The following is a 25,452-nucleotide window of genomic DNA, read 5'->3' as shown; positions in this document are numbered from 1 at the left end:
TTGTTACTCCTTCGCCACGGCAGGAATCTTGATAGTCTTTCCGTCTTTGTCGACAGCCTTTTGCCACGGCGTGAGGCCGACGACGTCATCGACGGGGAGCGAGAAGGCGATACCCCGCCCCATGGTATCGAGGCCCGCCTTTTGGTAAAGGGCGTGCAACACCGCATCCTTGATTTTGGAATCGACCAAAATCATCACGACTTCCTTTTCGGGCTGGATGGCGATGTGGAAGAACGATTCCGCCTCCTTGTTGGCAGTGCCGCGCCCACCAATAATAGTGCCGCCGCGTGCCCCCGCATCCTTGGCGGCCTCCATGACCGTTTCCGAGAACCCGGTGTTCACAATGCACAAAATCAATTCGTGGCTGTTTGCACTCATTTTTCGTTCCTCCTTACCACATCGCGGTTATCGCTTAGGAAGTTGAAAATGGACTTCCCGATGATGCTTGTCATAGGGATGGTATAGGCGATTCCCTTGCCATTCGGGATGGTGTGGAATTTTTCTTCAATGCTCTCGAGGGCGGCCTTCAGCTGGTTCTCGCCAATGACACTCATGATGATGGCGCGGTCCGAATCGGTGAGGCCCATGGCGGCGATGATCTCTTGCGGGGCGGTCCCCCTGCCGTAAATGACCATCTGCATGTTCACGCCGAAAGACTGGATGTGGTCCATGTAAAAGTCGGCCTTGGCGCGGTTCACGATGGTCACTAGAATCTTGAGCCGGTTCATGGACACGCGGGCACGCCGACCTCCCGGTGTACGCTTCTTCGCAATGTTCGTCTTTACATCTGCCATGGTGCCGCCTACGTGAAATCGATAATCTGTTCGTCGTCCGCATCCTGGATACGGCGCATCATCATGCGGTTCTTGAGTTTCGCCGTGAATATCGCCCTAAAGCCCATGACCTGGATGGTAATGAGGGGCGTCATGGCGACCATCGCCACAATGCCAAAGGCATAGCTCAAAACGGAATCGCCACCATCGTGAATCACGGAGCACGCGCCAATGGAGAGCGGCAAAATAAAGCTTGAGGTCAACGGACCGCTCGCCACGCCGCCAGAGTCAAAGGCGATGGCCGTGTAGAGCTTGGGCACAAAGAAAGAGAGTCCCAAAGAAATAAAGTAGCCCGGAATCAGGTAATAGATGATGGGGAACCCGACGATGATGCGGATCATGGAGAGACCTATGGAAACGCCAACACCCAAGCTCAAGGCGATGAGCATGGAGCGCTTGGTCACAAGGCCTCCCGTAATCTCTTCGACCTGCTTATTGAGCACGTGCACCGCGGGCTCGGCGAGCACCACCACCATACCAATGACAAAGCCTGCCACCACGAGCACGCGGGGCATTTTGGCGAGTTCCCTACCCAGCTCAAAACCGATAGGCATAAAGCCCACCGCCACCGCCGTCAAAAAAATCACGAGTCCCGCAAATGTGTAGCAAATGCCAAAACCGATTTGCATCAGCTTGGTCTTGGAGAGCCTGAGCGCCACGAACTGCAAAACCAAAAAGAACCCCACGATGAGGCTCAACGCCACCAGCACCTCTTTGACAACGGCGCCGACCGCCGGCAAAAAGTGACTGCCCAGCGAAGCGTCAATAGAATAGCTCGCCGCATCGAGGGAATACACGAGGTCGCCCTTCGAAAAAACCACGAGACCCATGAGGGCAAGAATCGGCCCTACCGAGCAAAGCGCAATGAGGCCGAAGCTGTTCTCGTTCGCGTTCTTGCCGCCAATGGCGCCTGCCACACCCACGCCCAGTGCCATGATGAACGGCACCGTAATGGGACCCGTCGTCACACCGCCCGAATCAAACGCCAGTGCAACAAAGGTCTCCTTATCCATCGAGATCATGAGCATGCCCAGCATGAAGAGGGACATGTAAAAGAAAATGATGATGGACGACAGGTCCTTTTTCCAAACGATCTTCACAATCGCCGTCACCAGGAAGAGCCCTACCCCGATGCCTATGGTTACAATAAGCAGTACTGGCTCGATGGCGGTCTTTACCTGCTCCGCCAGTACCGAGAGGTCGGGTTCCGCAATGGTGATGAACACGCCCATCATAAAGCACACCGAAACCAGCAGCAACAGCTTGCGGGACTTGGTGAGGCCCGAGCCCACATGCTCGCCCATGGGGGTCATGGCGAGGTCCGCGCCCAGGTTAAAAAGGCCTATACCCACCACCAAAAAAACAGAGCAGACGGCAAAAACAACCATCTGTTTTGCCGAGAAATCCACAAGGGGCGTAAACGAAAGCAACAGCACAATGACGGCCACCGGCAACACCGAGGCAAAAGCCTCCTTGAATTTTTCGGTGAGCGTCTTGAGCATTATTCGCCGAGGTACTCCACTGCAAATATCAGCGTAGAACCTCCGGGGATGGGACCCGCAGCGCGGCTGCCATAGCCGAGTCCAGGAGGCACAATCAAAATGCGCTTTTCGCCCGGGAGCATGCCGGCAACGCCCAATTCCCAACCGCGAATCACGCGGCCGCCGCCCAGCGGGAAGGCAAATTCTTGCCCGCGGTCACGGGAGCTGTCGAACTTGTAGCCGTTGGTGAGCCAGCCCGTGTAATGCACACGTACGGTGGAACCCGTCTTGGCGGGTTCGCCCTCGCCCGGCTTGACGATAGCGTAGCGGAGCCCTTCGGAGCCGTGCTCAAACGTGAGGCTCGATGTGTCGGGGAAAAAGTCCATCTTGGCGGCGATTTCTTCGTCCACCTCGGAGGAGACCAGCTCTACGCGGAAAATGAGGGTGGAGTTGGCGGGAATCATGGTGTAGGCGGTAGCGCCGTAGCCCATGGACGGGGCGATGCGGAACCAGCGTACACCGCCTTCCTTCATGCCCTCGAGGCCGACTTCCCAGCCCTTGATCATTTTGCCTGCGCCCATCACGACCGAGAGCGGCTTGCCCATGTCTTTGGAACTGCCAAACTTGCGGCCCGAGAGGAGCCAGCCAGTGTAATGCGTCTTGAGCACGGAGCCTGCCACGGCGGGCTTGCCGCCACCGACCTTTTCGTCGTAAATCTTGAGACCTTTCGCCACGTCCTTCCAATTTAGTTTGTCTACACTCTGCGGGAATTTATCGGGTTCAATGGGTTTGTCGGCGTGGACCAGCTCCACTTCAAAATACAGGTCGGAGTATGCCGGAATGCCTTCGAGGGAATTCTCGCCATAGGCCATTTGGTAAGGCACGGTAAGCTTGCGGACCTCGCCCACCTTCATGCCCATAAGGCCCTTTTCCCAACCGGGGATCACCTGGCCCATGCCAATGGTGAATTCCAAAGGCTCGCCGCTATCGTAGGAGTTGGCAAAAGGTTGCGGACCCGTGGCCGCGGCAGAATCCACAGCGGCGGAATCGGCAGTCGCAGCGGGAGCGACCTTCGCGGAATCCTTGGCGGCAGAATCCTTCACGGCAGCTTTGGCCGTATCGAGCAAGTCGGCGAGCAAAAATCCCTTATAGTGAACCTTGATCAACTGGCCCGCACGAATAGTGTCGCCGGAGCCTTCCTTGACCACTTCCATGCTATATGGCACGGCCCAAATATTGCAAGCTAACAACAAGACTAAAAAAAACTTTAATTTCGGCATATAAACTCCTATCCCACAAGATAGAAAATGCTAGTTTTATTGAGTAAAGTTTTTAATTAGAAAAACGGAAAGATTATGCTGTCGATCATTATCATCATTGCCATCGTCTTGCTATCGCTTATTCTTGCGGGCATCGGGGCCTACGTGGTCATCCACAGCGCCGACGAAAAGGAAGAGGTAAAGCCCGTCATTGACGTCTCGGGACAGTACGCGGTTGTAGTCCGGCCCGCACGGGAATCGATCACCGCCGTAAAGCCGAGCGAAGCCTCGCTGCGCTCCTGGCTGGAGACCCAGGAACAGCTCACCCCCGAACAGCGCGAAGAATACATCGCCCGCTGGAACGCGACCATCGAAGAAACCATCAAGACCATTGACGAAGGCGACAAGAACGGCACCGTCACCTACCGCATTGAGATTGGCCCCAAGGGCAAGAACTATTGCAAATTCGTCAACGACGAAAACTTCATTACCCGTGAACAGATCCGCAACCACGCCGAAATTCTGCCGCCCTACGTTTTGGGCTGCGACTGCAGGCTCCTGCCCAAGCAACCCTGGGAAAACCCCAGCAAGTCCGGCTGGAAGGCGGTTGTTCCGACACACGGAAGCACTTACGACGTCCCCGATTGGAGGCAACTTGCGTAAATCCCTATTATCTGCACTTCTATTAGCGCCCGCCATTTCTTTTGCTGCCGGTTCGGCCATCATCACCCTCGAAATGCCTGTAGGCGCACGCCAGCTGGGCATGGGCGAAGCCGGTGCAGCACTGGCGGACGACGCTACCGCCATGTATTACAACCCGGCGGGTCTCGCCTTTGGTCCTCTCGCCGACGAGTGGCGCATTTCTTATGCCAAGGACGGCAAGACCGTCCCGTACTTCACCAGCATGACCAGCCGTTCCAAGAACGGGTTCTTTTCAAAAAGCGAGCTGTGGGCCGGCACCGCCGACGGCATTTTGAAGTTTGACGGCGAACAGTGGGTGGACTACTACTCCGTGACGCTCCAGGGCAACGCCAAGGTCAAGGACGCCGTGCGCGTGTACGTGGGAACCGAACGCGGTCTCGACGAATACTCCCGCCAGGTCAAAAAGTTCAACGACATCCAGAACGCCGACGACGAATCCCACGTGGTCGAGGTCAAGATGCCCTGGAACCTGGTGGTGAAGGACACCATTACCGCCGTGCTCTACGACAACCGCACCGAAAAGCTGTGGGTCGGCACGCCCAAGGGCCTGTTCCGCTTTGACGGCAAAGCCTGGAAGAACTACGAAAGCGAACTGGGCGAGCACCGCATCACCTCCCTCGCGAGCCAAGGCGCCTCCCTGTGGATCGGCACCGACAACGGTCTGTTCGTTTACCGCAACGGCCAGTTCGAACAAAAGGGCAAGGTTCTCCCCAGCCAAAAGATTAACGCACTCGTATGGAGCGAAAACCGCAAGGAACTTTACGTGGCCGTCGACGGCGCCGGCATCGCCCGTCTTGTCCCCAAAAAGAGCGTGAACGACAAGGACCGCTGGAGTCTGTTCAACCAAGAAGACGGCATCATGGACTTGCAGCCGACGGCACTCGCCGTCGATAGTTCCGGTCACGTTTGGGCTGCCCACAAGGGCGGCCTCAGCCACTTCACTCTCCGCAAGTGGGAGCAGGTGCAGTTCGCGGGCAACACCGTGAACTCCATCTCGGTCGACCACAAGGGCGCCATCTGGATTGCAACCGACAAAGGCGTATGGCGCCACCTCCCCGACTACGCGACCGCAAGCGGACGCAAGGCAGAACTGGAACGCGGCACCGCCGAAGAAGAAGGCAGCGTCAAAAGCGAAGACGAATGGACGCACTTCCATTCGGGGAACGGACTCAGCTCCAACAAGGTATGGGTGGTGCTCCCGCAGGGCAACGACGTGTGGTTCAGTACCGCGAACGGCATGGAGCAGTACAAGGACGCCGACTACCAGCTCACCGCCTTCTACGAAAAGCTCTTGCCCATCTTGAACATCCCCGACCTTTACCACCTCTATGGCGGCCTAACCATCCCGCTCAACGACTGGGGAACCCTCGGCTTCCACGTGAATTTCGTGAGCTTCGGTTCGACCGTGGTCTCGGGCGACGTGGACGCCGACGACCTGGTGGCCTACAACAGTTCCGAAATCGTGGGCGGCTTCAGCTACGGCACGCGCTTCCCCAACGACTGGGGCCTGGGCCTCACCATCAAATTCTTCTACTCGGACCTGAGTTCCGGCGCGGGCGCGGGCGAAGAGGAAGCAACCACCTTCGGCTACGCCTTTGACGTGGGCGTTTTGAAAAAGAACCTGATTGTTGACAAGTTGAACTTCGCCCTGGTGCTGGCGAACATCGGCCCGAGCGTTTACTACGTAGACAAAACCATCGAGGACCCCATCCCGCTCACCTGGCGTCTGGGACTCGCGTACGAACTGTTGAGCCTCGCCGACTACAAGTGGACCATTGCCGCCGACTACAACCGCGAAGTGGTTTACGACGACGACAAGGGCGACCCCGAGCCGTTCTACATCGCCAGCTGGAAGTCCCTCTTGAACCCGGAACGCGAAGGCGACGGGTTCGAAGCGGTCAAGAATTCCGTGATGCAAGGTGTGTTTAACCTCGGTACCGAATTCATCTACTCCAACACGATTGCGCTCCGCTTGGGTTACCTCTACGACCAGACCGGCAAGCGAAACGAAGTGGACTTCGGCTTTGGTTTTATGCTCTCCGACGTGCTGCAGTTCGACTTCGCCACCATCAAGGACGTGGGCGACCACGATGGCGTGCGTGACGGGCAGATGCGCTTCGGCATGCTGTTCAAGTTCTAGCGGCTACGCCGCAATGTGAAGACTCACCGCTACTCCACGCGTTCCAAGATAATCAGAGCGCGGTCCTGCGTGCTGTTGGGGATAGTGTAAAAATGCTTGGCGATTAGTTTGTACCCAAAGTCCTCGGGATGGAACGTGGCGAGCTCTTCGGCGACTCCGGGACCTTTCATAAAGTACACACGGCCACCCACCTTGAGGCTGTTCGCTAGGCGCGGGAGCGTCTTGTCCATCCACTCGAAAGCGCGGCTGATGACGCCATCCACAGGGAGCGTCATGCTGCGGCTCGTGACTTTGTGCCCAAACACGTCAATCCCCTTGAGCCCCATCTTTTCGATGACCATGTTGAGGAAGTTGATGCGGTTCGGCCGCGGTTCGCAAAGCGTGAGGCGAATTTGCGGGTTCACGAGCTTCAAAGGGATTCCCGGGAAGCCGGCGCCGCTCCCCACGTCGATCATGCGGGCTGGCCACTGCGGCACGTAGGCGTTGATGAGCGTACAGTCGGCATAGTGGCGCTCCACCATCGTCTCGAAAGCATTCAGGCGCGTAAGGTCCTGGTCGTCGTTGTTCGCGCGCAGCAGCTGGTGGAATTCCCAGAACTGCTTGAGGGTCGGCTCCTGGAGTTCCACACCGTAGTAGTGCAGCAACTTGTCGAGACCCGCGAGCGAGGGCGTCACGCGCTTGCCGTTAAACAGCGGGAACTCGGTGCGGGGCGCCTTGAGGTGCGGCACAAACGCTTTGCCCACCGCATCGGCGGCACGGGCGGGAGTTCTACGAAACGGCTTTTTGGACCAGCTGGAATTTGCCATACCATAAATTTAAAAATATACGGAACATTTTTCACCAAAAATCCGTTTATAAGGTATGGACCTCAAATGTTTTTTATTTTGGACGGCGCGGTTATCGTTGTTTGCCCTCCTGAGCGCCGCAGGCACGGGACACGCCGTAAACGAAGCCGACATATTTGACTGGTGGGACGGCGGGATCATTACACCGGAACAGGCGCAAGAGATGCTTGCCCTGCTGGACGAGGGCAACGAGGGCGAAGCCTGCCTCCTGGCCGAGGTATACGCGCAGGAGCCGTGCGCCGAACGCAAAAGAATTGCCGACACCCGTCGCAAAAAACGCACCGCAAATCAAAAAAGCCCGGGGATCATCCCGCACGGGAGCGCCACTTGGAAGGCTCGACTCGATTCCACTGGCCGCATCGAGAGCCTCCGCGAAGAACTCGACCTTTCGTTTTACCGCTACACCCTCCGGCTCGGCACGCAGGAACTGCTCACCTACAAAAACGGCGGGAACGAAGCCCACCTCGGTCAAATCTCCACCAAGGAACTCCACAGCCACTTTCCGCTCGACACCCTGTGGGGAACCGCCCTCCTCTACCCCATCGGGAACTTCCACCTGGCAGGCCTCCTGGACACGAGCCGCACCGTGCAAGCCCGCGGTGGCTACACCTTCAACAGCAAAAGCAGCGCCGAGGGGATCTTTTGGTTCCGCAAGAACCACCGCGAGAAACCAATCTATTCGGGGGCATTACAGACAAAGTTTAACCTCGGGAAAATTTCGGGCTGGTGGGAGGCGGGTCAAAAAAAGCCCCTGGTCAAGGCGGAACTCTCGCAAACAGGGATACCCTCGTGGAAGACCACCCTGTATGCGCACGGGGACTCCGTCCCGAGTTTCGCCCGGCTAAGCCCGGGTATTTTAAAGAGCCGCCTCTGGGGTTCGCAAACCGTTTCCGCCACAGCTAAGAACTTCCTCGACACCAAGGGTTCGCTCAATGCGCGTTTCATCAACCCGCTGCACAGCGACAGCGTGCAAACCCGTTTCAAGGCGACGCTCCAAAGCGGGCCGCCGGAAGCACGCGTGTTCCTCGGCGCCACCTGCCTCGAGGGCAGCGAAAACTGCCGCCGCACCGACTGGATTGCGGGAGTCACCTCCCAGGCAGTCGAGTCCTGGACCCTGGGGGGCAAAGGCAGGGTGCGCCACACCCGTGGGGAGGGATTCGGGCCGCCGAGGCTCGAATTGGGCGTCCAATACCAGGATTCCCCCAAAAATCGCGTAAAAACGGTAATTGTCGCCCCCGACGGGTTACCCACCAGGCGCCTCCAGATCCAAAACGAGGTGCATCTCCACGCCGATTTCCTGGACTTTTCGCTCACCACGACCTTCAAAAACAGCAAAAAAACGCCACTTCACCCTGTACACGGCGCAGTAACCACCCAAATCGCCTTCTAAAACGGCAATTTCAGCCTAAAAAAGGCATTTTTACGCTAAAATCATCCATAACGGATAAAAATCGGTGTATACTTCGGTAAACACAAATGTTCCGGCCCGGATGGATTTTGGGGCATGCGAAAGCTAATTTTTTGGCATACCCAAACACTCCCTGACCCCTTTAGGTTACCTCCTTTACCTGAAGGGGTCTTTTTTTTACCCCGGCAAGGCGGCAGCCATTATTTTGTCAGTATCATATCCGCAGCGTCGTCGCAAATCGCGGCGAGCATGCGCTCGTGCGCACAGACTTCGGGCGAGACGCCTTCCAAGGTTCCCGTGGTGTAAAACGAAGTGCAGGCGCACTCATGCGCCGTGCAGCGATGCCGAATGGCGCAGCCCTCGCAGGCGGCCTTGTCGTTGTGGACAAATTCATGTACCGCGTTAGCACGATGTTCGTCAACGCCCGTAAAGACATTCCCCTGGCAATAGGGGGCTTCCGGGTCCGAGGCGATGAACCGCGTGCATGGGAAAATGCTCCCGTCGGTCGCGACCGAGAGACCTCCCTCGTAAACATGGCACGAGTACAGGCGGTAACGCGAACCCTCCACGGCAATCTTCACCTTGTCGTGAATGGTCCCCAGGTAAAAGACGTCTCCCGCCTTCTTCTTTTGAACCCAAAGTTCCGCCAATTTTTGGTATTCCGCGCCGAGGGCGTCCAATTCCTCCTCGGTCCACTTGCCGTCAAAATCTACAGCTGAGGTGATGTTTTTAAAGCCCTGCGCATAGAGCCACCTGAACGAGTCGCAAAGTCCTCGGATATTGTCGCGCGTAATGACCGCGAGCACAATGACGTCGGTGTTGACAAGCGTTTTAATGTGCGGTGCAATGAGGTCAAAGCTTCCCTCGCCGTTCACCTGCCTGCGGCAAATGTTGTGGCGCTCGGCGGAACCGTCCAGCGAAAGGAAGATTTGGAAGTTCTCGCGCTTCATAAAATCGACGATCTCGTCGTTCAAAAGCGTGCCGTTGGTATTCACGGCAAAGCGCACGACAAAGCCCTGCGGCGCAGTTTCGCTTACCACTTTTTTTGCATATTCCACACCACGTTTAATGGCATCGAAGCGGAGCAGAGGCTCACCGCCAAAAAAAGTGATGTTCAGGCGGCGTTGCCTAAAGGCGACCGTGCGCCTTACCGCAAGCCCGATGGCAGCCTCCATGACCTCGTCGCTCATCACTTTGACGCGACCCGCATGAGACTCTTTGTAGTAACAATACGTACAACGCAGATTGCACTGCTCTGTAAGGCTCAGAACGAGGTTCATGGATACTAGACGTTGACCAGGGGCACCTGGATGTGGCCCACCGTCGAGGGCATGCTCACCACGGGATAGTCGTCCGGGAGGCACGGGTCAAACGGACTCGTAAACGCGCGGTCTTCTTCGCACTGCACCTCTTCGCCATCGGAACTGGAACTTGACGGTTGAACTTCCGACGAGCTGGACTCGGGCTCGGCGCTGGAACTGCTGGGCTCAGGAATATAGATGTCGCCAGCAATAAGCACGTCCACCGGCCCGTTGGAACTGCTACTAGGCGGCAAAAGACTACTCGAAGAGCTAGGAGGCTGCTGAACGTCCGACGAGCTGGTTGGCAGTGCATCCGACGAACTGGTTGGCAGTGCGTCCGACGAACTGGACTCGGGTATAAAAACAGCGCCGCCCAGGGGTTCCACCACAGAGCTGGATTCGGGGGCGGGTTCCGCTGCGTCGTCGCCCGAAGACGAGATATCGCAAGCCGCCAGCGGGAGGCTCACGGTGATACCCAGGGCCGTAGCAAGGGCGCCCCTCCTAGAACGTGTCCACTTGGACTCAGTAACAATGTGCTTTTCGATCTTCATGCTACCGAATATAAACTAAAAAAATACCCATTTTCAAAGGATACAAAAAGAATACAGGAAAATGCAAAAAAAAGGGGCGGAAATCACGTCCTTTGCGTTTTTTCACAAAACAGACGCCTGCCAACTGGGAATTTGTTGACGGCGGGCCGTTTCATGGATTTTTCAAAAAAGCGCTTGACACGGGAGTTTTGTGTATTTATTTTTACAATGCATTCTTCTCACCATATTGGCAGTAACCCGTAGCCTCGTCTTTTCCATGAAAAAAATCCTACTCACTTTGATTGCAGCCACGGTCCTTTACGCCAATGAGGCCGGCATGTGCAGGTCCCTTTGCGGGCCATGCGCAGAGACTCCCGAAGACGCCACCTGCATGAGGCTCGATTCCCTATGCAGCTGCCAAGCACTTTTGGATAACATCGCAAAAAACAAAGAACTGTTCAAGGAGAAAGCCCTGGCATCGGAAGGAAAGTCCAAGTTTTACTCACGCACAGTACATTTTAAGGACGGCGTGTTTGTGGACGCCCAAAAGGCAAAGAACCCCTTGACAGAAGATCAACTCAAGCAGTTTCACAAAGAGCATAATCGGGCTTCTGCAAACGCCGAAGCCCCCATCCAGGTTCCCTCCATGGGCGACCAATGCAAGCAAATCTGCACCTCCTGCCCCGCCGACACAAGCCTATTCGAAACCACAGCAACGGCTCCCGAAAACACCAAGAACCCGCTCTGCAACAAAGTGGAAGAAACATGCAAATGCTACGAATATAGCCGCGCCCTTTGGCAGGCGGCAAAGTTCCACGAACAGGACAGCATCGCCAAAATCGAAGCGAGCCTCAACCGAATACAAAACGAAAACGCCGTAACAGATTCCATATTTGGAGTGTGCGACACGGTTGGCGACTGTTATGTCATCATAACCATGCACCGCGAGACGGGACTCCTCGTTGAAGTCGCAAAAACCGCGACAGATGCAGCAAAAGATTCCGCAACCGCTGTCGTCGCCGTAGACTCCCTGGAAACAGGACGCGACAAGGTGGAACCTACAAAGAACGATGAAAAGCCCAAAGCCCCGACAAAATCTGGAGACATCTTCTACTGGGGCATAGGCCTTGTAGTGGGAAGCCTCGACGAGAACGACTTCCTGGAGAACCACATTGACGGCGCCAACGAGATGGTCGGCGACTTCAATATGGAGGCAGGTATTTCATTCCTATTCCGCTGGTATTTTTACAGCGCAGGTTCATTCCAATTTGGTCTGAGCGCCCTGTACCGTCACCATGACTATATGCATACGAACGGGCAATATCTGGGCGAAATTTCAAATTCAAATTCCTTTTTTGGCACTTCGTACGCAACCCTCTTTGTAGACCTGTGGGCCGAATATCACGAGCTACTTGCTGAAATTCCTCTTTCCCTGAGGATAGGCATCCCCATTGTCAAATTCTTCGCCCCCTTTGCCGACTTGACCTTCAGCGTCCGCAAGCCCATCTATGGCTGGAATACAGCAGACATTAACGGATGGCGAGTCGACGAGACCTTTAACTGGGACGGTGATTTCTATAGCGAAGAAGACTGGGAATTCCTTTTGTGGCTGGGGCCTGGGATTGAATTTACCAAACACTTCTCTGTAGAAATCCTCTTTATGCTCATTGACGCCAAGTCTGGAATTGGGCATAACTACGCCGACGAGAACGACAGTTTCCGCCTCAACCTGCAATTCGCCTGGTAAGAAGGGATTATGAAAAAACGCATTTCACTTTCATTTGCCGTCTTTTTGACAATTGCCGCACTTACCGCCTGCGGCAACGGCCCTCTCAGCCCCGACACCTACGAAGACGCCATTTATGATGTCTCTCGTGAATCTTCAGATGAGATCGACTTCTATAACAGAGAAAACGATACAGACGATGATTACTCTTATTCTGGCAGTTCGGCATATACTTCAGCCTACACAAATGGACAAACAACGCTGTCTGTGTTCTTGGAATATTACTTGCAGCTAAAAACAATGGATGATAACGGCTTAAGCGATGGGGACCCGCGTATTTCATTTACCCTAAAAACTTATCGTGACGGGGAAAAAAAAGATTCCATCAAGACTTCAACAATCAATTTAGGAGATAATGTCGGCATCTGGAGTGATAACAAATCCGTTACGGTCACACTTTCCAGCGGCATCAACGAGATTTATGTGTGTCCGAATTTTGTAGATGAAGACCCGTTTTTTGACGACAAGGAATATTGTTCTAATTACTGCTACGGCTTTGACAATGTCGGGCAAAAAATAGGCGAGGAAATACTACAGGACGATTATATGGCCACCCACTACGTACTTAAATGGTATGCAGTTCTGGACTACAAATAAGCCCTAACGGAGAGCACTATGAAAAACGTTCTAAAAATCAGCGTAGCCTTTGCGGTAGCGGCCCTTTCGTTTTCCGCTTGCGGCGACGATTCCAGCAGCAACGCATCCACAACATCATCCGCCAAGTACATCCTTGACGAAGCCAACCAGCGCTTTGGCATCATTTATGATCGCTGTTACATAACGGAGAATTCCACCCGCTGGGACGAGAATGTAGATACGACGTTTTTCCGTTACAAATTCGAAGGCGACGCTCTGATCGTCTCCGATGACAATGAACACGATGAGTTATTCACGATGACTGGCGGCAAAGCGGGGAGTATTTTCAGTACGTGGAAAACCTCCGGAATCGCAAAGGACTATGGAGACGGCGATGTGGAATACAGCACCTTTATAACCACTCTCCGTGTAACCGACCATAGCCTAAATTTTGCAACTGAATTCAACACGGACATTTGCTACGCAGAAGACGAACTCCTTTACAAAGCCGAAGACTTGCTATCTGCAGAGTTCGACATTGACGAAGATGACTTTGACCTTGAAAGTGACGGATGTGAAACCGTTCAAATTAAATATGACGGAAAGAAATATTCTTACACAGAAACCATGGACATTGATAGCGATGGTATATTGCACCGCGAAACATCGTTTAGTGGCAATGGAAAGAGCTGTACAAAGAAATTGGATTTACTGGACGAAATTTTCCAATATCCAAAGTCCGTTTGCAACGAAAAGGACATGAGCTCCCAAATGGAAAAAATCAAGCGTAAAAATGCAGAGGGTGAAAAAGACTATTCAGGCTATTTGATCAACGAATACGAAAACGAAAGCATATCCTATGAGGAATTCGTAGAATGCATCGCCAATGCCCTCGGCGTTGAAATTTGATATATTTACCGCATGCTGATTGCCGCCATCATCGGGGCTGTATTCTTTTTGCCCTCCATTGTATTGAATATCGCGCTCGCCAGTGGCGCCCCCTGGGGCATGTACGCCATGAACGGGCGGCACAAGGTAGTGCCCAAGGAAGTCCGCAAGGCGTTCGTACTGCCCGTCTGCATGCAGTTCGTGGCACTCTTTACACTACTCTCGGCGGGAGGTGCCGTGCCAACGCCCATCCCCTTTATCATCACACGCATTCTCTCGTTCTTTTTTGCGATCTACCTCACGTTCTACACGGCGACGGTCCTGTTCAGCACCAGCCAAAAAGAGCGCCGCGTCATGGGGACGCTCGCCATCGCGGCCACCATCTGCTTTTGGGTGGTAGCCTTTGGCACTTTGAACTGGGAGTAGCAAAATGGGCGATGTCAAAAAAGCGGGCATGCCCCCCAAACACAACTACCAAGTGGACCTGGACCGCATAATACGGCGGCTCCAGCGCACGGGCGAAGTTCCGAGCCTGCTTTTGCACGCGTGCTGCGGACCTTGCAGCAGCTACACCATCGAATACCTGTCGCAGTATTTCAACATCACGATTTTCTATTACAACCCGAACATCGCGCCCGAAGCAGAATACCGCCACCGCGTCGAAGAAATCAAGCGCTTTATTTCGGAATTCCAGGCGAACCACCCCGAAATGAAACACCCGGTGAAATTTATCGAGGGCGATTACCATCCCGAGAAATTCTACGCCATCGCACACGGCCTAGAAAACGAGCCCGAGGGCGGCAAGCGCTGCCGCAAATGCTTCGAGCTCCGCCTCGCCGAATCTGCACGCATCGCCAAGGAACAGAAAGCCGACTACTTCACGACGACCTTAACCATAAGCCCCATGAAGGATGCCCAGGTGCTGAACAATGTGGTGCAGGAGCAGTGCGACATCTACGGCGTGCGCCGCCTCCCGAGCGACTTCAAAAAGAAGGGCGGCTACAAGCGCTCCATCCAGCTCTCGCACGAGTACAACCTGTACCGCCAAAATTTTTGCGGCTGCGTCTACTCCATGCGCGACGCCAAAGATCTTTAAAAATTGTCGTCCCTATCGAACATGTGCGTCACAAACTGCACCACGAGTTCGCGGTAGGCAGCATCGCTAAAGATGGGCTTTTGCATGTAGTCGATGACTTCCTGGGAGAGCTTGCCGGTGGTCGCGAGCTCGGCGCCGCCCTTGCGGAACTTGTCGCGGAGCATGTTCAGGCGGCGTTCGCCACCACGGTGGTGCAGTGCGCGCATCTGCGGCGCCACCACCAAATCGTAACCGTCCTCACCCAAAATGATGTTGAACTGCTTGCGAATGGGCTCGTACACCACGTCAATGTCAGTCCAGGCGCAGCTTGAAAGCAAAATGATCTTTTGACCCTCTTTTTGAAACTGCAAACCGTGCATCTTTTTATTCATGTAGTCGGGGTCTTCCAGGCGCTGCCCCATGTACGGGTGAACCATACCCACAATGCGGTCCATGAGCACTTTCATTTGCCCAGGGATGCTGAACAAGAAAAGCGGGAAACTCCAAATGACCACATCGGAATTGATCAGCTTTTCGCGAATCATGGGGATGTCGTCGTCTTTCATAAAGCAGCTGCCGTCTTCACGGCCCCAGCAACTGAGGCAACCGCGGCAGGGAGTAATGTTCAGGCGGTCGATAAAGACGTATTCGGTCTCGTAATTACCGTTCTGTTCGAGGCCCTCCACAAACGCCTTCGTCGGGATCAAAGTCCCGCTGCGTTCATTTTTGGGGCTTCCTACCATCACCAGTATTTTCTTTGTTTCTGCCATAATCAAAGCCAAAGATAAAAAAACGTTTCAACCTCAACAATCCTAACCACTAGTCACCAACCATCAATCACTTCTTTTTCTACATTACTTCACATGTACGACCCGCGATTCCTCCCCATTTGCCAAGAAGACCTGGACGCCCTAGGCTGGGATTACGTGGACGTCATCCTCATTAGCGCCGACGCCTACGTAGACCACCCGAGCTTTGGGCATGCCGTGGTGAGCCGCCTCTTGGAGCACGAAGGACTCCGCGTCGCAATACTCCCGCAGCCAAATTGGCGCGACGACTTGCGCGACTTCAAAAAGCTGGGGAAACCCCGCATGTTCTTTGCCATTTCGAGCGGCATGGACAGCATGGTGAACCACTACACCGCGGCAAAGCGCCTGCGCAGTGACGACGCCTTTACGCCAGGCAACAAGGCGGGGTTCCGCCCCGATTACGCAACATACACTTACGCAAAAATTTTGAAGCTCCTCTACCCCGACGTGCCGGTAATGATTGGCGGGCTCGAAAGCAGTCTTCGCCGCGTAACTCATTACGATTATTGGAGCGACAGACTCAAGCCGAGCATTTTGGCCGAAACGCAAGCGGACCTGCTTATTTACGGCATGGGCGAAAAGCCAATGAAAGAGATGGTGCGTCTCCTCAAAAAAGGCGTGCCGTTCAAGAACCTCACAAGCATCCCGCAAACAGCGTACCTCGCCCCGCGCGGCCACGTGCCTGCAAACAAGAACTGGGAAGACCTGCATCTCGCAAGCCACGAGGAATGCCTCGCCGACAAGCGAACGCAACTGAACAATTACCGCAAAGTGGAACTCGAAAGCAACAAGATCCACGCCAAACGTATTTTGCAGAACGTTGGCGAACAAACGGTCGTCATCAACCCGCCATACCCGCCGCTCGAATACGGCGAAATCGACGAGAGTTTTGAATACCCCTACGCCCGCGCACCGCACCCGCGCTACAAAAAACGCGGCGCCATCCCGGCGTTCGACATGATCAAGTTCAGCATCAACACGCACCGCGGCTGTTTTGGCGGTTGCAGTTTTTGCGCCATCAACGCACACCAGGGCAAGTTCATTGCGAGCCGCAGCCGCGAGAGCATTTTGCGCGAGGTGGAAAAAGTCACGCAAATGGAAGGCTTTGCCGGGACAATCACCGATTTGGGCGGTCCCAGCGCGAACATGTACAAGATGCGCGGACGCGACCGCTGCCGTTGCGAAAAGTGCGCCCGCCCGAGTTGTGTGTTTCCCAAGATTTGCGACAACATGGACACGCACCACGCCGAACTCTTGAGCCTGTACCGCGAAATCCGCGCGAACCCGAAGGTAAAGCACCTGTTTATCGGTAGCGGCGTGCGCTACGACCTGCTATTGCAAGAGACCGACGACGAGGCGCTCCGCAAGGACCACGAGGAATACGCCCGCGAGCTCATTGACTACCATGTGAGCGGCCGCCTCAAGGTCGCCCCCGAGCACACGAGCGAAGCGGTGCTCAAGCTCATCCGCAAGCCGAGTTTTTCGCTGTTCCGCAAATTCAAGGAATTCTTTGACGCCGAATGCAAGCGCATTGGCAAGCGACAGCAGATTATCCCTTACTTTATCAGTAGCCACCCCGGGTGTACCGAAGCCGACATGGCGGAACTCGCCCTCGAGACCAAACAACTGGGCTTTCAACTGGAGCAGGTGCAGGACTTCACACCGACCCCCATGACCATCGCCACGGAGATGTTCTACGCCGAGATGCTCCCCGACGGGAGCCCGCTCTATGTGGCAAAAACACCCTCGCAAAAGGCGGGGCAAAAACAGTTCTTCTTCTGGTACATCCCCGAGAACCGCCCCAAAATCCGCGCGGTACTCGAACGCCTCAAGATGGGCAAACTCTCACGGCTGCTCTTAAGCCGCACGGCAAACGCCGAAGGCAAGGAATACCATCCCAGTGAGGAACGCGAGGCCAACCCGGAGGCCCGTGAACGAGAGCGGCAAAAGCGCGAAGAGCGCGCCCAAATCATGAAACCAAAAAAAGAAAAGAAACGCTGGACCGAAGAGGAACGCGAACAACGCAACCTCGAACGCGACGAGTACTTTGAAAAACGCCGCCGCGCCCAGGACCCAGCCTTCAATCACGGGCCCAAAAAGAAGGAACGCTTCGGCAAAAAGAGCCCGTGGGGGAAGTAGCCCCTGCCGCGGCTCACGATCTCGCCAAGACGCTCCACCACTCCGTGCTTATTCTTTCTTGCACAACCTTGTAACCGGCTTCGTCGAACCACTTGAGAATGTAATCCTTCTCGGTCAACAACTGCCCGCTAATGATGAGCTCCCCGCCAGGGGCGAGCAGGTACTCGATGTCGTCACGGAGCGGCCATAGTTCGCTGCGAATCATGTTGCACAAGATGACATCGAACTTGGTGCCGTCCTTGAAGGCGTCCAAAAAGCCCAGAAGGCAATCGCTCTGGCCAAAACCGTTGCGTTCAAAGTTCTCCGCTATGCAGGGGATAGTGAGCGGGTCAATCTCGGTGCCCACGGCGAGCTTGGCTCCCATGCGGCGGGCGAACATCGCCAATATTCCCGTACCGGTACCGATGTCCAATACAGTCTTGCCCTTGAAATCGATATTCTCCATGAGCGTCGCGCAACTGCTCGTGGTGTCATGTTCACCGGTGCCAAAGGCAGTCTTCGCTTCAAGTTCCAGCACAACGGCATTCGGGTCCTCGGGTTTGAAATCGACCCAGGGCGGGCGCACCCACAGGCGGGGCGAAACCGAAACAGGCTGGGCGCGGTCACGCCACCACTTGTCCCAATCCTTCGCGGGCTCCTCGGTCACGGCAAAGTGATATTGCGGGAACTCCGCCACAATGCGGTCCCTCTCGGCCTTGTCGCCCGTATAAAAGCAAAAATCCGTACGACCATCGGCCACCGGGTCCAATTCCTCGAGCGTCGCGACGCCCGCCTCAAAAAGCAGGTAGCTCGCCAGTTCAAAATCTTCGGTAGGGCAATATCCCTGAGCCTTGTACCAGGTATCGACTTTCTTCATGCCAAAAATGTACAAAAAAAGGCCGCGGCCCACGCTGCGACCTATTTCACAAATTGCGGTCAACGACCGCATCGTCAGTTAAAGAAGGACAATGCTGTACGGAGGAAGCGCCTTGCCGTTGTCGATCTTTTCGACCTTGTCGCCGTCGTAAACGTAGACGGATTCTTCACCGTAGCTACGGTCACCAATGTAGACCTTGCCTGTGGCCTGGTCAACAGCAATGGAGCCTTCGGCATCGGCAACACCCTTGATGGTTTCGGTATCACCCTTTTCGAGATCCACTTCCACAACCGGCACATCGCCGTAGCTCTTGTAAATGGCTACGTAGGCTTCGTTGTCGTCGGCGTTCACGGCCATCGCAGAGACGCCGCCACCCAGCTTTTTGCCAGAGACAAAGAGCTTGGAGCTTTTCTTGGAGAGGTCCAGCTTTTCGATGCCGCGATTATCGTCGGCGTCGGTTCCCCAGGCGTCGTTGTAATCACCCTGGGATGCTACGAAAATGCCGGCCTTGGCCTTGGCCATGGCCATGGGGTTCTGGGTCACCAAGGAAATGGTGTCGAGAAGTTCACCATCACTGAGCTTGTACATGGCAACAAGACCATTGGGGTAAACAGTCACATAGTTAGTGTCGACCTTCTTGCTGTAATAACGGTTGAAGAGCACGAACAGCGTGTCGCCGCTGACTTCGAGGTCCGTGGCGTGCGGGTTGCCATCTTCGCCAATGGCGAAGTCGCCGGTATTCACGGTCTTCTTAGTCTTGCCGTCCTTCACGGCGACCTTGATGAGCTTGTCGGCACCATCCAGGGCAACCCAGGCTTCATCCTTGCTCGCCATCACTACGTCGGCGGGGTTGGAGAAATCGTCCAGGGAAACCTGCCACGTGACTTCGTTCTTTTCGGTATTGAAGAGAACGAGGTTATCGGCACCGTAGCGTTCCAGAACAAAGAGGTTTCCTCCAGCAGAGACCAGCTTGGCATCCTGATGGAATTCAATTCCCTCGCTGGCGACCTTGCCGTCTTTGATGGCATGGAGTTCACCCGCCGTATAGTCCGTGCCAAACACGTAAACGCTGGCAGCCGTTGCTGTCTGCTCCGCATCTTCCTCGGGAGCGGAAGAAGAAGAGGAGTCGTCACCGCAAGCCTGCATAAAGAAAGCAAGGGAACTTGCAGCCAAGAGTGTTAAGAATTTGTTATTCATATCGTTTCCTTTTTGTGTTATCGTAGCGACCCTTGCGCAAACTTTGCGTTACAGGCCTACGCGGGGGTTATAACCCCTGGGTTAATGTAAATCTCCATTCCCTGCCCGTGATGGGGTAGGGCGTAAAAATGTTCCTGTAGGTTTCGTCCGAAATATTGTTGACCGCAAAAGTCAAACGCGTTTTTTCGAGAGGCGAAAAACCGAGGGCGGCATTGTAGCCAGGCGTGGGCGGCTGCTCTATGCGGTTGGCTCTGTCCCCATACATTTTGGTGCGGTACTCCGCCGCAAAGGAGGCGTCCAAATGGAGCGGCAATAAAATGTGCCCTTCGGCAAAGTAACTATGCACGGGCTCGCCGGGGAGCAACTTCCCGTCATACGTCGGGTGGCCCGAATTGTCGCGCGGGTCCTGGACTGTCGCCCGCAAGGTCGTCTCGAAGAACTTCACGGGACGGCTTTGCAGTTCCGCCTCCACGCCGCGAATCAGGGCTCGCCCCACATTCAAGGGCTTCTTGATTTCGCCGCTGATAATCCAGTAGATTCCATTTTTTGAATGCGTCTCAAAATAGCTGGTACGGAAGACGGTCTTGCGACTGGGCGTCATGGCAAATGCGCTCGCCTCAAAGCGGTGGGCCGTTTCGTCCTTGAGTTCCGGGTTCGAGAGCAGCCCCTCGTAGGCGCCGTAAAGTTCCATCAGTTGCGGCTCCCTAAAGAACCTGCCGAACGAAGCGTTAAAACCATAGCGGGAATTTTCGGGGCCTAGCTTCAGCCGGAGCATTCCCGACCACGCCATGTCGCGGGACTTGCCGCCGTCCAACTTGTTGGAACCATTGGGGAGCACGAATTCCTCCCCCTCAATGTCGTCGTGAATGAACAGCGTGCTGCCCTCGCCGCCCACGTTGAGCCAAGGCAGGCACCACCAAGTGGCCTCTCCCGCAAGCGTACCCGAAAGGCGCTTGATTTCAAAATCGCTAATGGAACCGCGGGAACCGTAATACTCCCCACTGCCCAAAACATGGGCGCCCAACTCCATGTTGGAAAAGTTCATGTACGCCGACACCTCGGGAATGGCCTTGTAGCCCGCGAGCCCATATTGGAAAAAAGGAACGTTAAGATAGCCCAAGTGATCCAGCGGGTACGACGTGGAAGAAACTGTCTTCTCGAATTTTCCCGAGAGGCCCGTTTCAAAGCGGAGCATGTCGAAGTAGTCTGGAGTTTCTAAACGGTAGGAAAGCACCGCATTTTCGTTCACAAAGTTCGCGACCTTGGTGTTGTTGGTCTCCGTTCCCGGGATTCCCCCCGCTGCATAAAAAATGTTGCCCGACACCACCGAGAAGTAGTCGCCGCCGTGCAGCATGCGGTATTGAAAATGCCCCGAGTAATCGGTGTACTGGGAGTTGCTCCGTCTGTCCCAAAAATCATCGTCTTCGTTGTACTTGGTGCCGTTGCGGTTTTTGAAGGAATAGTCGTTGTCGGAATGCCTTGCCGAGAGCGACGCCGAGAACTGGGTGCTGTCGGAAGGGCGGGCAGTCACCTGTGCCGAGCCCTCAAAAGTGTTGTGGCTTCCATAGCTCGCCAAAACACGTCCACCGCTATGCACTGCATCCTTTGTGACAAAGTTGATGGCACCGCCAATGCCCGAACCACCAAAACGTACCGGGACACGGTCCTTGTACACCTCGATTTTTTCCATCTGGTTCAGGTCGATTTGCCCCAAGTTCACGGCACCACCTGTCGCGTCGTTCAGGGGAACCCCGTCAATGCAAATGACGATGCTCCTCGCCGCAATGCCACGCACGCTCACGGTCTGGAAACTTCCCATGCCGCCCTGCTTGTAGTACTGAATTCCGGGAAGCGTCGCAAGCACCTCGGCTGCCGAAAGACCGCGACCCTCCCAAGAAGCAGGCAAAATCTCTTCGTAGCCCGTGGACATTTGCAAAATGCCGGCTTCGTACCCCGAGACTTCCGAAACGCCCAAGTCGCGCACCGGCCCAACCGAAGCCGTATCGCGCGCCGCCAACTGGTCTGCAGGAGCATCGGCCCACAACGGAGCCGCCACGGCACACGCCCCCAGGGCGCATACACGCAAAAGACCGCGCGTTACCGCGGTATATGGAGCCAACGTCTCTCGCATCGGACCTCAGTTGTGGCAAAAACTTTTTGCAGGTCATTCCGCAAAAGGCATTTGCCTATGGCAGCCTCACAGTTCTTCTGACTCGGGGATCATCCTACAGCTGGCTCCTTCACATTCGAAAACATTGGTTCTTGCCAGTTTCGTACACCCTTACAGCGGCGGGACCGTTCCCGGTTTTCACGGGATTCTCTTACATGGGCAGTTTTCACAACCCCTGCAGCTTCTCACGGCATAAGGCTTTGAAAAAAAATAGTAAAATCCCCTCCAATTGAGTTATATTTTTTATGCATATGCTATTCATCCACCAATTCCCCGACTGGACCCATTTTAGGTTCGACACCCGGCGTGTCCTCGACGCCCTGGGCGAAACTCGCTTGCTCGAAGGCAGGCTCATCGGGACCATGAACATGTGCGGCCTCGGAAAAACCGAAAACGAAATCCTGGCAAGCGACATTGTGGCGAACTTCGCCATGGACGGCCACGACCTCGACCTGGACGCAATCCAAAAAGAGGTGGAACTCCGGAGCCAGGCTAAGCAGAACTTTGTAAAGAACTACCTGGGCGCCATCGTGAACTCGGCCATGCCCCTAACCGCGGAGCGCCTGTTCAACTGGCACGCCTCCATGTCGCCAAGCAAATCCATGCGCCTGCGCGAGACCCCCAGCCGCATTGAGTTCAGCAACGGCGATTCGACCTACGTTTTTGACGGGCCCTCGCCCGAACGCCTCGAAACCGAAGTCGAAAACTTTATCAAGTGGTTCGAGACCTCGACCATGGACGGCGTCATCAAGGCGGCCATAACCCATTTTTGGTTTTTGACACTGCGACCGTTCAACGACGCCAACGGGCGCGTGGCGCGCACCCTTATGGCAATGCAACTCGCCCGCGCCGAGAAAACCACCCATTGCCAATACGCGCTCAACGTGCAGATGGTGCAGAACCGCGCCGAGTACTTTTGCATTTTGAACCGCACGCAATGCGGCAACGGCGACCTCACCGAATGGATCCTTTGGTTCCTGGGTCAACTGCAAAACGCCATCAAGGCCACCGAAAAAAGAATCGCCCCGCAAATCCAGCGCACCGCCTATACTTGCCTGCATGCGGGCACCCCCACCAGCGAACGCGAACAGACGCTCATCAACGCGGTCATGGCAGGCTCTCTCCCGCAAAACTTTACCGCAAAGGACGCCGCCGGCCTGTTCGGCACCAGCCACGACACGGCACTCCGCGAGATCCAGAGCCTCATAGAAAAAGGGCTGGTCAAAGCCAGCCCCAAGGGCGGGCGCAGCCAAAAGTACGCCCTCGCCGAATCTGTCTAAACTACGCTAGAAAATGTAAGCGATTTCGAAACCCATAATCATGGGGTCGTCGCAACCGTAAATTTCGAACAAGTCTCCGCCCATAAAGTGCACGCCTACATCGAGGGAGAGCCTCTCCGAAACGCCGAACTTGATGCCAAGCGGAATCTCGAAGCCGTTGGCGCCCTCGCCACCCGGACCAAAGTCCTCGCCCATATAGAGGTTGAAGCCAATGTAGGGGACAACCTGACCGAGCACGATGTCGAACTCGTCTTCAAAGGCGAAGATGACCACGGAAGTCTCGGTGTTCATTTGCACCTCCAAAGAAGTACCCCAAATGAGCCTGGACCATATCGACGCATGCTGGATACCAAAGTCATACCTGATCACATCGCCCGTATAGGACTCATCGTCAAGAGGGATCATGACATCTCCAAAAATGCTAAAGACGGGAGTCACCTGGAAACGCAGACCCGGAGCCAAGTAGCCAAAGCCATCCGGTCCTACATCGTCCCCATCAAGGTGCGTAAAAAGCCGGTAATCCAAGTTGAGAGCCACTTCAATCCAGTCGGCAACAGAATAGCGGGCGCCCACCGTGCTTGTCAGCGACGTCAAGGGATCCTGATCCGTGTAAATCAGCTGCCCGCGGACCTGTCCCGTGCCGTTCGGCATAATCGGGAACAAGTCCCAAACGGCAAAACTCGTGGAAGCAGCCAAGGCAGCGATAGCGACGATTTTCTTGAACATATTTTCTCCTTTTGGGGCTGTTTGCCTGTACAAGATAACAAAATTATTGCGCGTTCTCGCGCATGCGGCGGCGGGCTCGCGAGCCAGGGCGATTACGGCGGTGCTTGTGGTGCGGTTTCGCCTCGCCATCGACTTGCTGGGGATGTTGTTGCGACTTGGCTTTTTGTGCAACCGGCCTGGGTTGCGCCGGCGCCTGCTGCGGCTTTTGCTGCACAGCCGGTTTCTGTTGTTTAGGTTGCGCCGGGTGCCTGGGCATGCGGCCACGGGCATTGCGCATTTCGCTCTCGGGCGTCTCCTTTTGTGGTGGCGGGAGCTTCTCGAATACCGCCGGGTCACCTTCGGGGATCCTGACGCGGGTCAACTTCTCGATGGCGCGCAAGTCCTGTTCCTCGTCGGGGGCGCAAAAGGCGATGGCCACGCCGTCCTTGCCCGCGCGCGCCGTACGCCCGATGCGGTGGACAAAAGTCTCGGGCTCGTTGGGCAGGTCGTAATTGAACACATGGCTCACGTCGTCCACATCAATGCCGCGGGCGGCAATGTCGGTCGCCACCAGCACGCGGATCTTTTCTTGCTTAAAGTTGCCCAACGCCTCCTGGCGGCGGTTCTGGCTCTTGTTGCCGTGAATCGCGGCGCACTTTACGCCCGCCTTTTCCAAAACGCGCACAATCTTGTCGGCGCCATGCTTGGTGCGGCAAAACACCAGCACCTTCTGCATTTCGGGGTGCGCCGCAAGCAGTTCCTTGAGGAGCGCCCCCTTGCGGCGCTTGTCGATTCGGTACAGTTCCTGGTGAATGCGCTCGATTGGCGTGCTCTGCGGGGCGACTTCCACACGCACCGGGTTGGGCCGGAGGATGGTCGACGCCAGCTTGGTGATGTCGTCGGGCATCGTGGCGCTAAAGAACAAGTTCTGCCGCACCTGCGGCAAAAGCGCCACCACCTTGCGAATGTCGTGAATGAACCCCATGTCGAGCATGCGGTCAGCCTCGTCCAGCACAAAAAACTCCAGGTTCTTGAGCGAGACCGCCTTTTGCCCAATCAAATCCAGCAGGCGGCCCGGAGTCGCCACCAGCACGTCCGCGCCTCGAATCAGCGCACGCTTTTGCGGGGCGTCGTTCACGCCGCCAAAAATGCACGTGGTCGAGATCGCCGTGAACTGCGAATACGCCTTAAAGCATTCCTCCACTTGAATGGCGAGCTCGCGCGTGGGGAGCAGCACCAGGGCGCGGCACGTCTTGGGCGCGCGTACTTTTCCGGAATCCAGTAGGCGCTGCAAAATAGGGAGCGCAAAGGCGGCCGTCTTCCCCGTACCCGTCTGGGCTATTCCCAGCAGGTCCTTGCCCTCGAGCAAGCTCGGGATGGATTGTTCTTGAATCGGGGTGGGCGTTTGGTAACCCACGGCACGAACAGCGCGTTGCAAAGGATTTGCAAGCGGGAGATTTTCAAAATTCATA

The 25,452-nt window shown here is 55.4% G+C and carries 23 protein-coding genes and 1 riboswitch; of the genes, 10 read left to right on the top strand and 13 right to left on the bottom strand.

What is annotated here, in order from left to right:
• Positions 1 to 3 precede the first annotated feature (3 nt).
• Genes BUB55_RS05965 through BUB55_RS05950 form a run of 4 tightly spaced genes read right to left on the bottom strand, consistent with a single transcriptional unit; the run spans position 4 to position 3,540 of the window.
• On the bottom strand, positions 4 to 378 hold the full coding sequence (locus tag BUB55_RS05965; protein WP_073189086.1) for a P-II family nitrogen regulator: 375 nt from the start codon (positions 376 to 378) through the stop codon (positions 4 to 6).
• Positions 375 to 794, bottom strand: a complete 420-nt coding sequence (locus tag BUB55_RS05960; protein ID WP_143152937.1) for a hypothetical protein — start codon at positions 792 to 794, stop codon at positions 375 to 377. Before BUB55_RS05960 ends, BUB55_RS05965 begins: the two co-directional genes overlap by 4 nt.
• An 8-nt stretch (positions 795 to 802) precedes the next feature.
• Complete coding sequence (locus BUB55_RS05955) at positions 803 to 2,335, bottom strand: DUF1538 domain-containing protein (protein WP_073189082.1); 1,533 nt, start codon at positions 2,333 to 2,335, stop codon at positions 803 to 805.
• Complete coding sequence (locus BUB55_RS05950; RefSeq protein WP_234971823.1) at positions 2,335 to 3,540, bottom strand: FKBP-type peptidyl-prolyl cis-trans isomerase; 1,206 nt, start codon at positions 3,538 to 3,540, stop codon at positions 2,335 to 2,337. The genes BUB55_RS05955 and BUB55_RS05950 overlap by 1 nt, the downstream gene beginning before the upstream one ends.
• Positions 3,541 to 3,669: 129 nt before the next feature.
• Between BUB55_RS05950 and BUB55_RS05945 the strand changes: the two genes are divergently transcribed.
• Positions 3,670 to 4,236: a hypothetical protein gene (locus BUB55_RS05945; RefSeq protein ID WP_073189079.1), complete on the top strand. Its 567-nt coding sequence runs from the start codon at positions 3,670 to 3,672 to the stop codon at positions 4,234 to 4,236.
• Positions 4,229 to 6,415 carry a PorV/PorQ family protein gene (locus tag BUB55_RS05940; RefSeq protein WP_073189077.1) on the top strand — a complete coding sequence of 729 codons (2,187 nt, stop codon included), beginning with the start codon at positions 4,229 to 4,231 and terminating at the stop codon, positions 6,413 to 6,415. The genes BUB55_RS05945 and BUB55_RS05940 overlap by 8 nt, the downstream gene beginning before the upstream one ends.
• Before the next feature lie 29 nt (positions 6,416 to 6,444).
• Here the strand turns inward: BUB55_RS05940 and rsmG are convergent, their stop codons facing one another.
• Positions 6,445 to 7,221, bottom strand: coding sequence for a 16S rRNA (guanine(527)-N(7))-methyltransferase RsmG (rsmG, locus tag BUB55_RS05935; RefSeq protein ID WP_234971822.1), 777 nt, complete (start codon positions 7,219 to 7,221; stop codon positions 6,445 to 6,447).
• A gap of 55 nt (positions 7,222 to 7,276) precedes the next feature.
• On the opposite strand from rsmG, the gene BUB55_RS05930 reads away from it, so the two are divergent.
• Positions 7,277 to 8,650 (top strand): hypothetical protein, encoded by a 1,374-nt coding sequence (locus BUB55_RS05930; RefSeq protein ID WP_073189075.1) that lies wholly within the window; start codon positions 7,277 to 7,279, stop codon positions 8,648 to 8,650.
• Positions 8,651 to 8,868: 218 nt separating this feature from the next.
• Here the strand turns inward: BUB55_RS05930 and BUB55_RS05925 are convergent, their stop codons facing one another.
• Entirely contained in the window at positions 8,869 to 9,948 is a 1,080-nt protein-coding gene (locus tag BUB55_RS05925) for a radical SAM protein (protein WP_073189074.1), read from the bottom strand.
• A 5-nt stretch (positions 9,949 to 9,953) separates the two neighbouring features.
• On the bottom strand, positions 9,954 to 10,520 hold the full coding sequence (locus BUB55_RS05920; protein ID WP_073189072.1) for a hypothetical protein: 567 nt from the start codon (positions 10,518 to 10,520) through the stop codon (positions 9,954 to 9,956).
• A 256-nt stretch (positions 10,521 to 10,776) separates the two neighbouring features.
• Here BUB55_RS05920 and BUB55_RS05915 point away from each other — a divergent pair, with 256 nt between their 5' ends.
• The 5 genes from BUB55_RS05915 to BUB55_RS05895 are packed head-to-tail and all read left to right on the top strand — an operon-like array spanning position 10,777 to position 14,845.
• Complete coding sequence (locus BUB55_RS05915) at positions 10,777 to 12,246, top strand: hypothetical protein (protein WP_143152935.1); 1,470 nt, start codon at positions 10,777 to 10,779, stop codon at positions 12,244 to 12,246.
• A 9-nt stretch (positions 12,247 to 12,255) separates the two neighbouring features.
• Positions 12,256 to 12,882, top strand: coding sequence for a hypothetical protein (locus BUB55_RS05910; RefSeq protein ID WP_143152934.1), 627 nt, complete (start codon positions 12,256 to 12,258; stop codon positions 12,880 to 12,882).
• An 18-nt stretch (positions 12,883 to 12,900) separates the two neighbouring features.
• On the top strand, positions 12,901 to 13,770 hold the full coding sequence (locus BUB55_RS05905; protein ID WP_073189067.1) for a hypothetical protein: 870 nt from the start codon (positions 12,901 to 12,903) through the stop codon (positions 13,768 to 13,770).
• 12 nt (positions 13,771 to 13,782) lie between these two features.
• Positions 13,783 to 14,175: a hypothetical protein gene (locus BUB55_RS05900; protein WP_083596904.1), complete on the top strand. Its 393-nt coding sequence runs from the start codon at positions 13,783 to 13,785 to the stop codon at positions 14,173 to 14,175.
• Positions 14,176 to 14,179: 4 nt separating this feature from the next.
• The gene (locus BUB55_RS05895) at positions 14,180 to 14,845 is read left to right on the top strand and encodes an epoxyqueuosine reductase QueH (protein ID WP_234971821.1); all 666 of its coding nucleotides are present in this window, start codon (positions 14,180 to 14,182) and stop codon (positions 14,843 to 14,845) included.
• On the opposite strand, the gene BUB55_RS05890 is transcribed toward BUB55_RS05895, so the two are convergent.
• On the bottom strand, positions 14,842 to 15,594 hold the full coding sequence (locus BUB55_RS05890) for a flavodoxin family protein (RefSeq protein WP_073189065.1): 753 nt from the start codon (positions 15,592 to 15,594) through the stop codon (positions 14,842 to 14,844). The genes BUB55_RS05895 and BUB55_RS05890 overlap by 4 nt on opposite strands.
• 93 nt (positions 15,595 to 15,687) lie before the next feature.
• Between BUB55_RS05890 and BUB55_RS05885 the strand changes: the two genes are divergently transcribed.
• Positions 15,688 to 17,772, top strand: a complete 2,085-nt coding sequence (locus BUB55_RS05885; protein WP_083596903.1) for a YgiQ family radical SAM protein — start codon at positions 15,688 to 15,690, stop codon at positions 17,770 to 17,772.
• A 13-nt stretch (positions 17,773 to 17,785) separates the two neighbouring features.
• Here the strand turns inward: BUB55_RS05885 and BUB55_RS05880 are convergent, their stop codons facing one another.
• The 3 genes from BUB55_RS05880 to BUB55_RS05870 all read right to left on the bottom strand — a co-directional run bounded on the left by BUB55_RS05880 (position 17,786) and on the right by BUB55_RS05870 (position 21,956).
• Positions 17,786 to 18,628: a 50S ribosomal protein L11 methyltransferase gene (locus BUB55_RS05880; protein ID WP_073189132.1), complete on the bottom strand. Its 843-nt coding sequence runs from the start codon at positions 18,626 to 18,628 to the stop codon at positions 17,786 to 17,788.
• A gap of 78 nt (positions 18,629 to 18,706) precedes the next feature.
• Entirely contained in the window at positions 18,707 to 19,825 is a 1,119-nt protein-coding gene (locus BUB55_RS05875) for an NHL repeat-containing protein (RefSeq protein ID WP_073189061.1), read from the bottom strand.
• Positions 19,826 to 19,892: 67 nt separating this feature from the next.
• Positions 19,893 to 21,956: a TonB-dependent receptor gene (locus tag BUB55_RS05870; protein ID WP_073189060.1), complete on the bottom strand. Its 2,064-nt coding sequence runs from the start codon at positions 21,954 to 21,956 to the stop codon at positions 19,893 to 19,895.
• 49 nt (positions 21,957 to 22,005) lie between these two features.
• Positions 22,006 to 22,191: riboswitch (cobalamin riboswitch) on the bottom strand.
• 55 nt (positions 22,192 to 22,246) lie between these two features.
• Between BUB55_RS05870 and BUB55_RS05865 the strand changes: the two genes are divergently transcribed.
• Positions 22,247 to 23,275, top strand: a complete 1,029-nt coding sequence (locus BUB55_RS05865) for a Fic family protein (protein ID WP_073189130.1) — start codon at positions 22,247 to 22,249, stop codon at positions 23,273 to 23,275.
• A 6-nt stretch (positions 23,276 to 23,281) separates the two neighbouring features.
• Here the strand turns inward: BUB55_RS05865 and BUB55_RS05860 are convergent, their stop codons facing one another.
• Both BUB55_RS05860 and BUB55_RS05855 read right to left on the bottom strand, forming a co-directional pair.
• Positions 23,282 to 24,001: a hypothetical protein gene (locus tag BUB55_RS05860; RefSeq protein WP_073189058.1), complete on the bottom strand. Its 720-nt coding sequence runs from the start codon at positions 23,999 to 24,001 to the stop codon at positions 23,282 to 23,284.
• A 43-nt stretch (positions 24,002 to 24,044) separates the two neighbouring features.
• Positions 24,045 to 25,451: a DEAD/DEAH box helicase gene (locus BUB55_RS05855; RefSeq protein WP_073189056.1), complete on the bottom strand. Its 1,407-nt coding sequence runs from the start codon at positions 25,449 to 25,451 to the stop codon at positions 24,045 to 24,047.
• Between the last annotated feature and the right edge of the window lies 1 nt (position 25,452).

It is taken from the genome of Fibrobacter sp. UWP2, assembly GCF_900141705.1.
Lineage (GTDB): Bacteria > Fibrobacterota > Fibrobacteria > Fibrobacterales > Fibrobacteraceae > Fibrobacter.
This window is presented reverse-complemented; position numbering and strand designations above follow the sequence as displayed.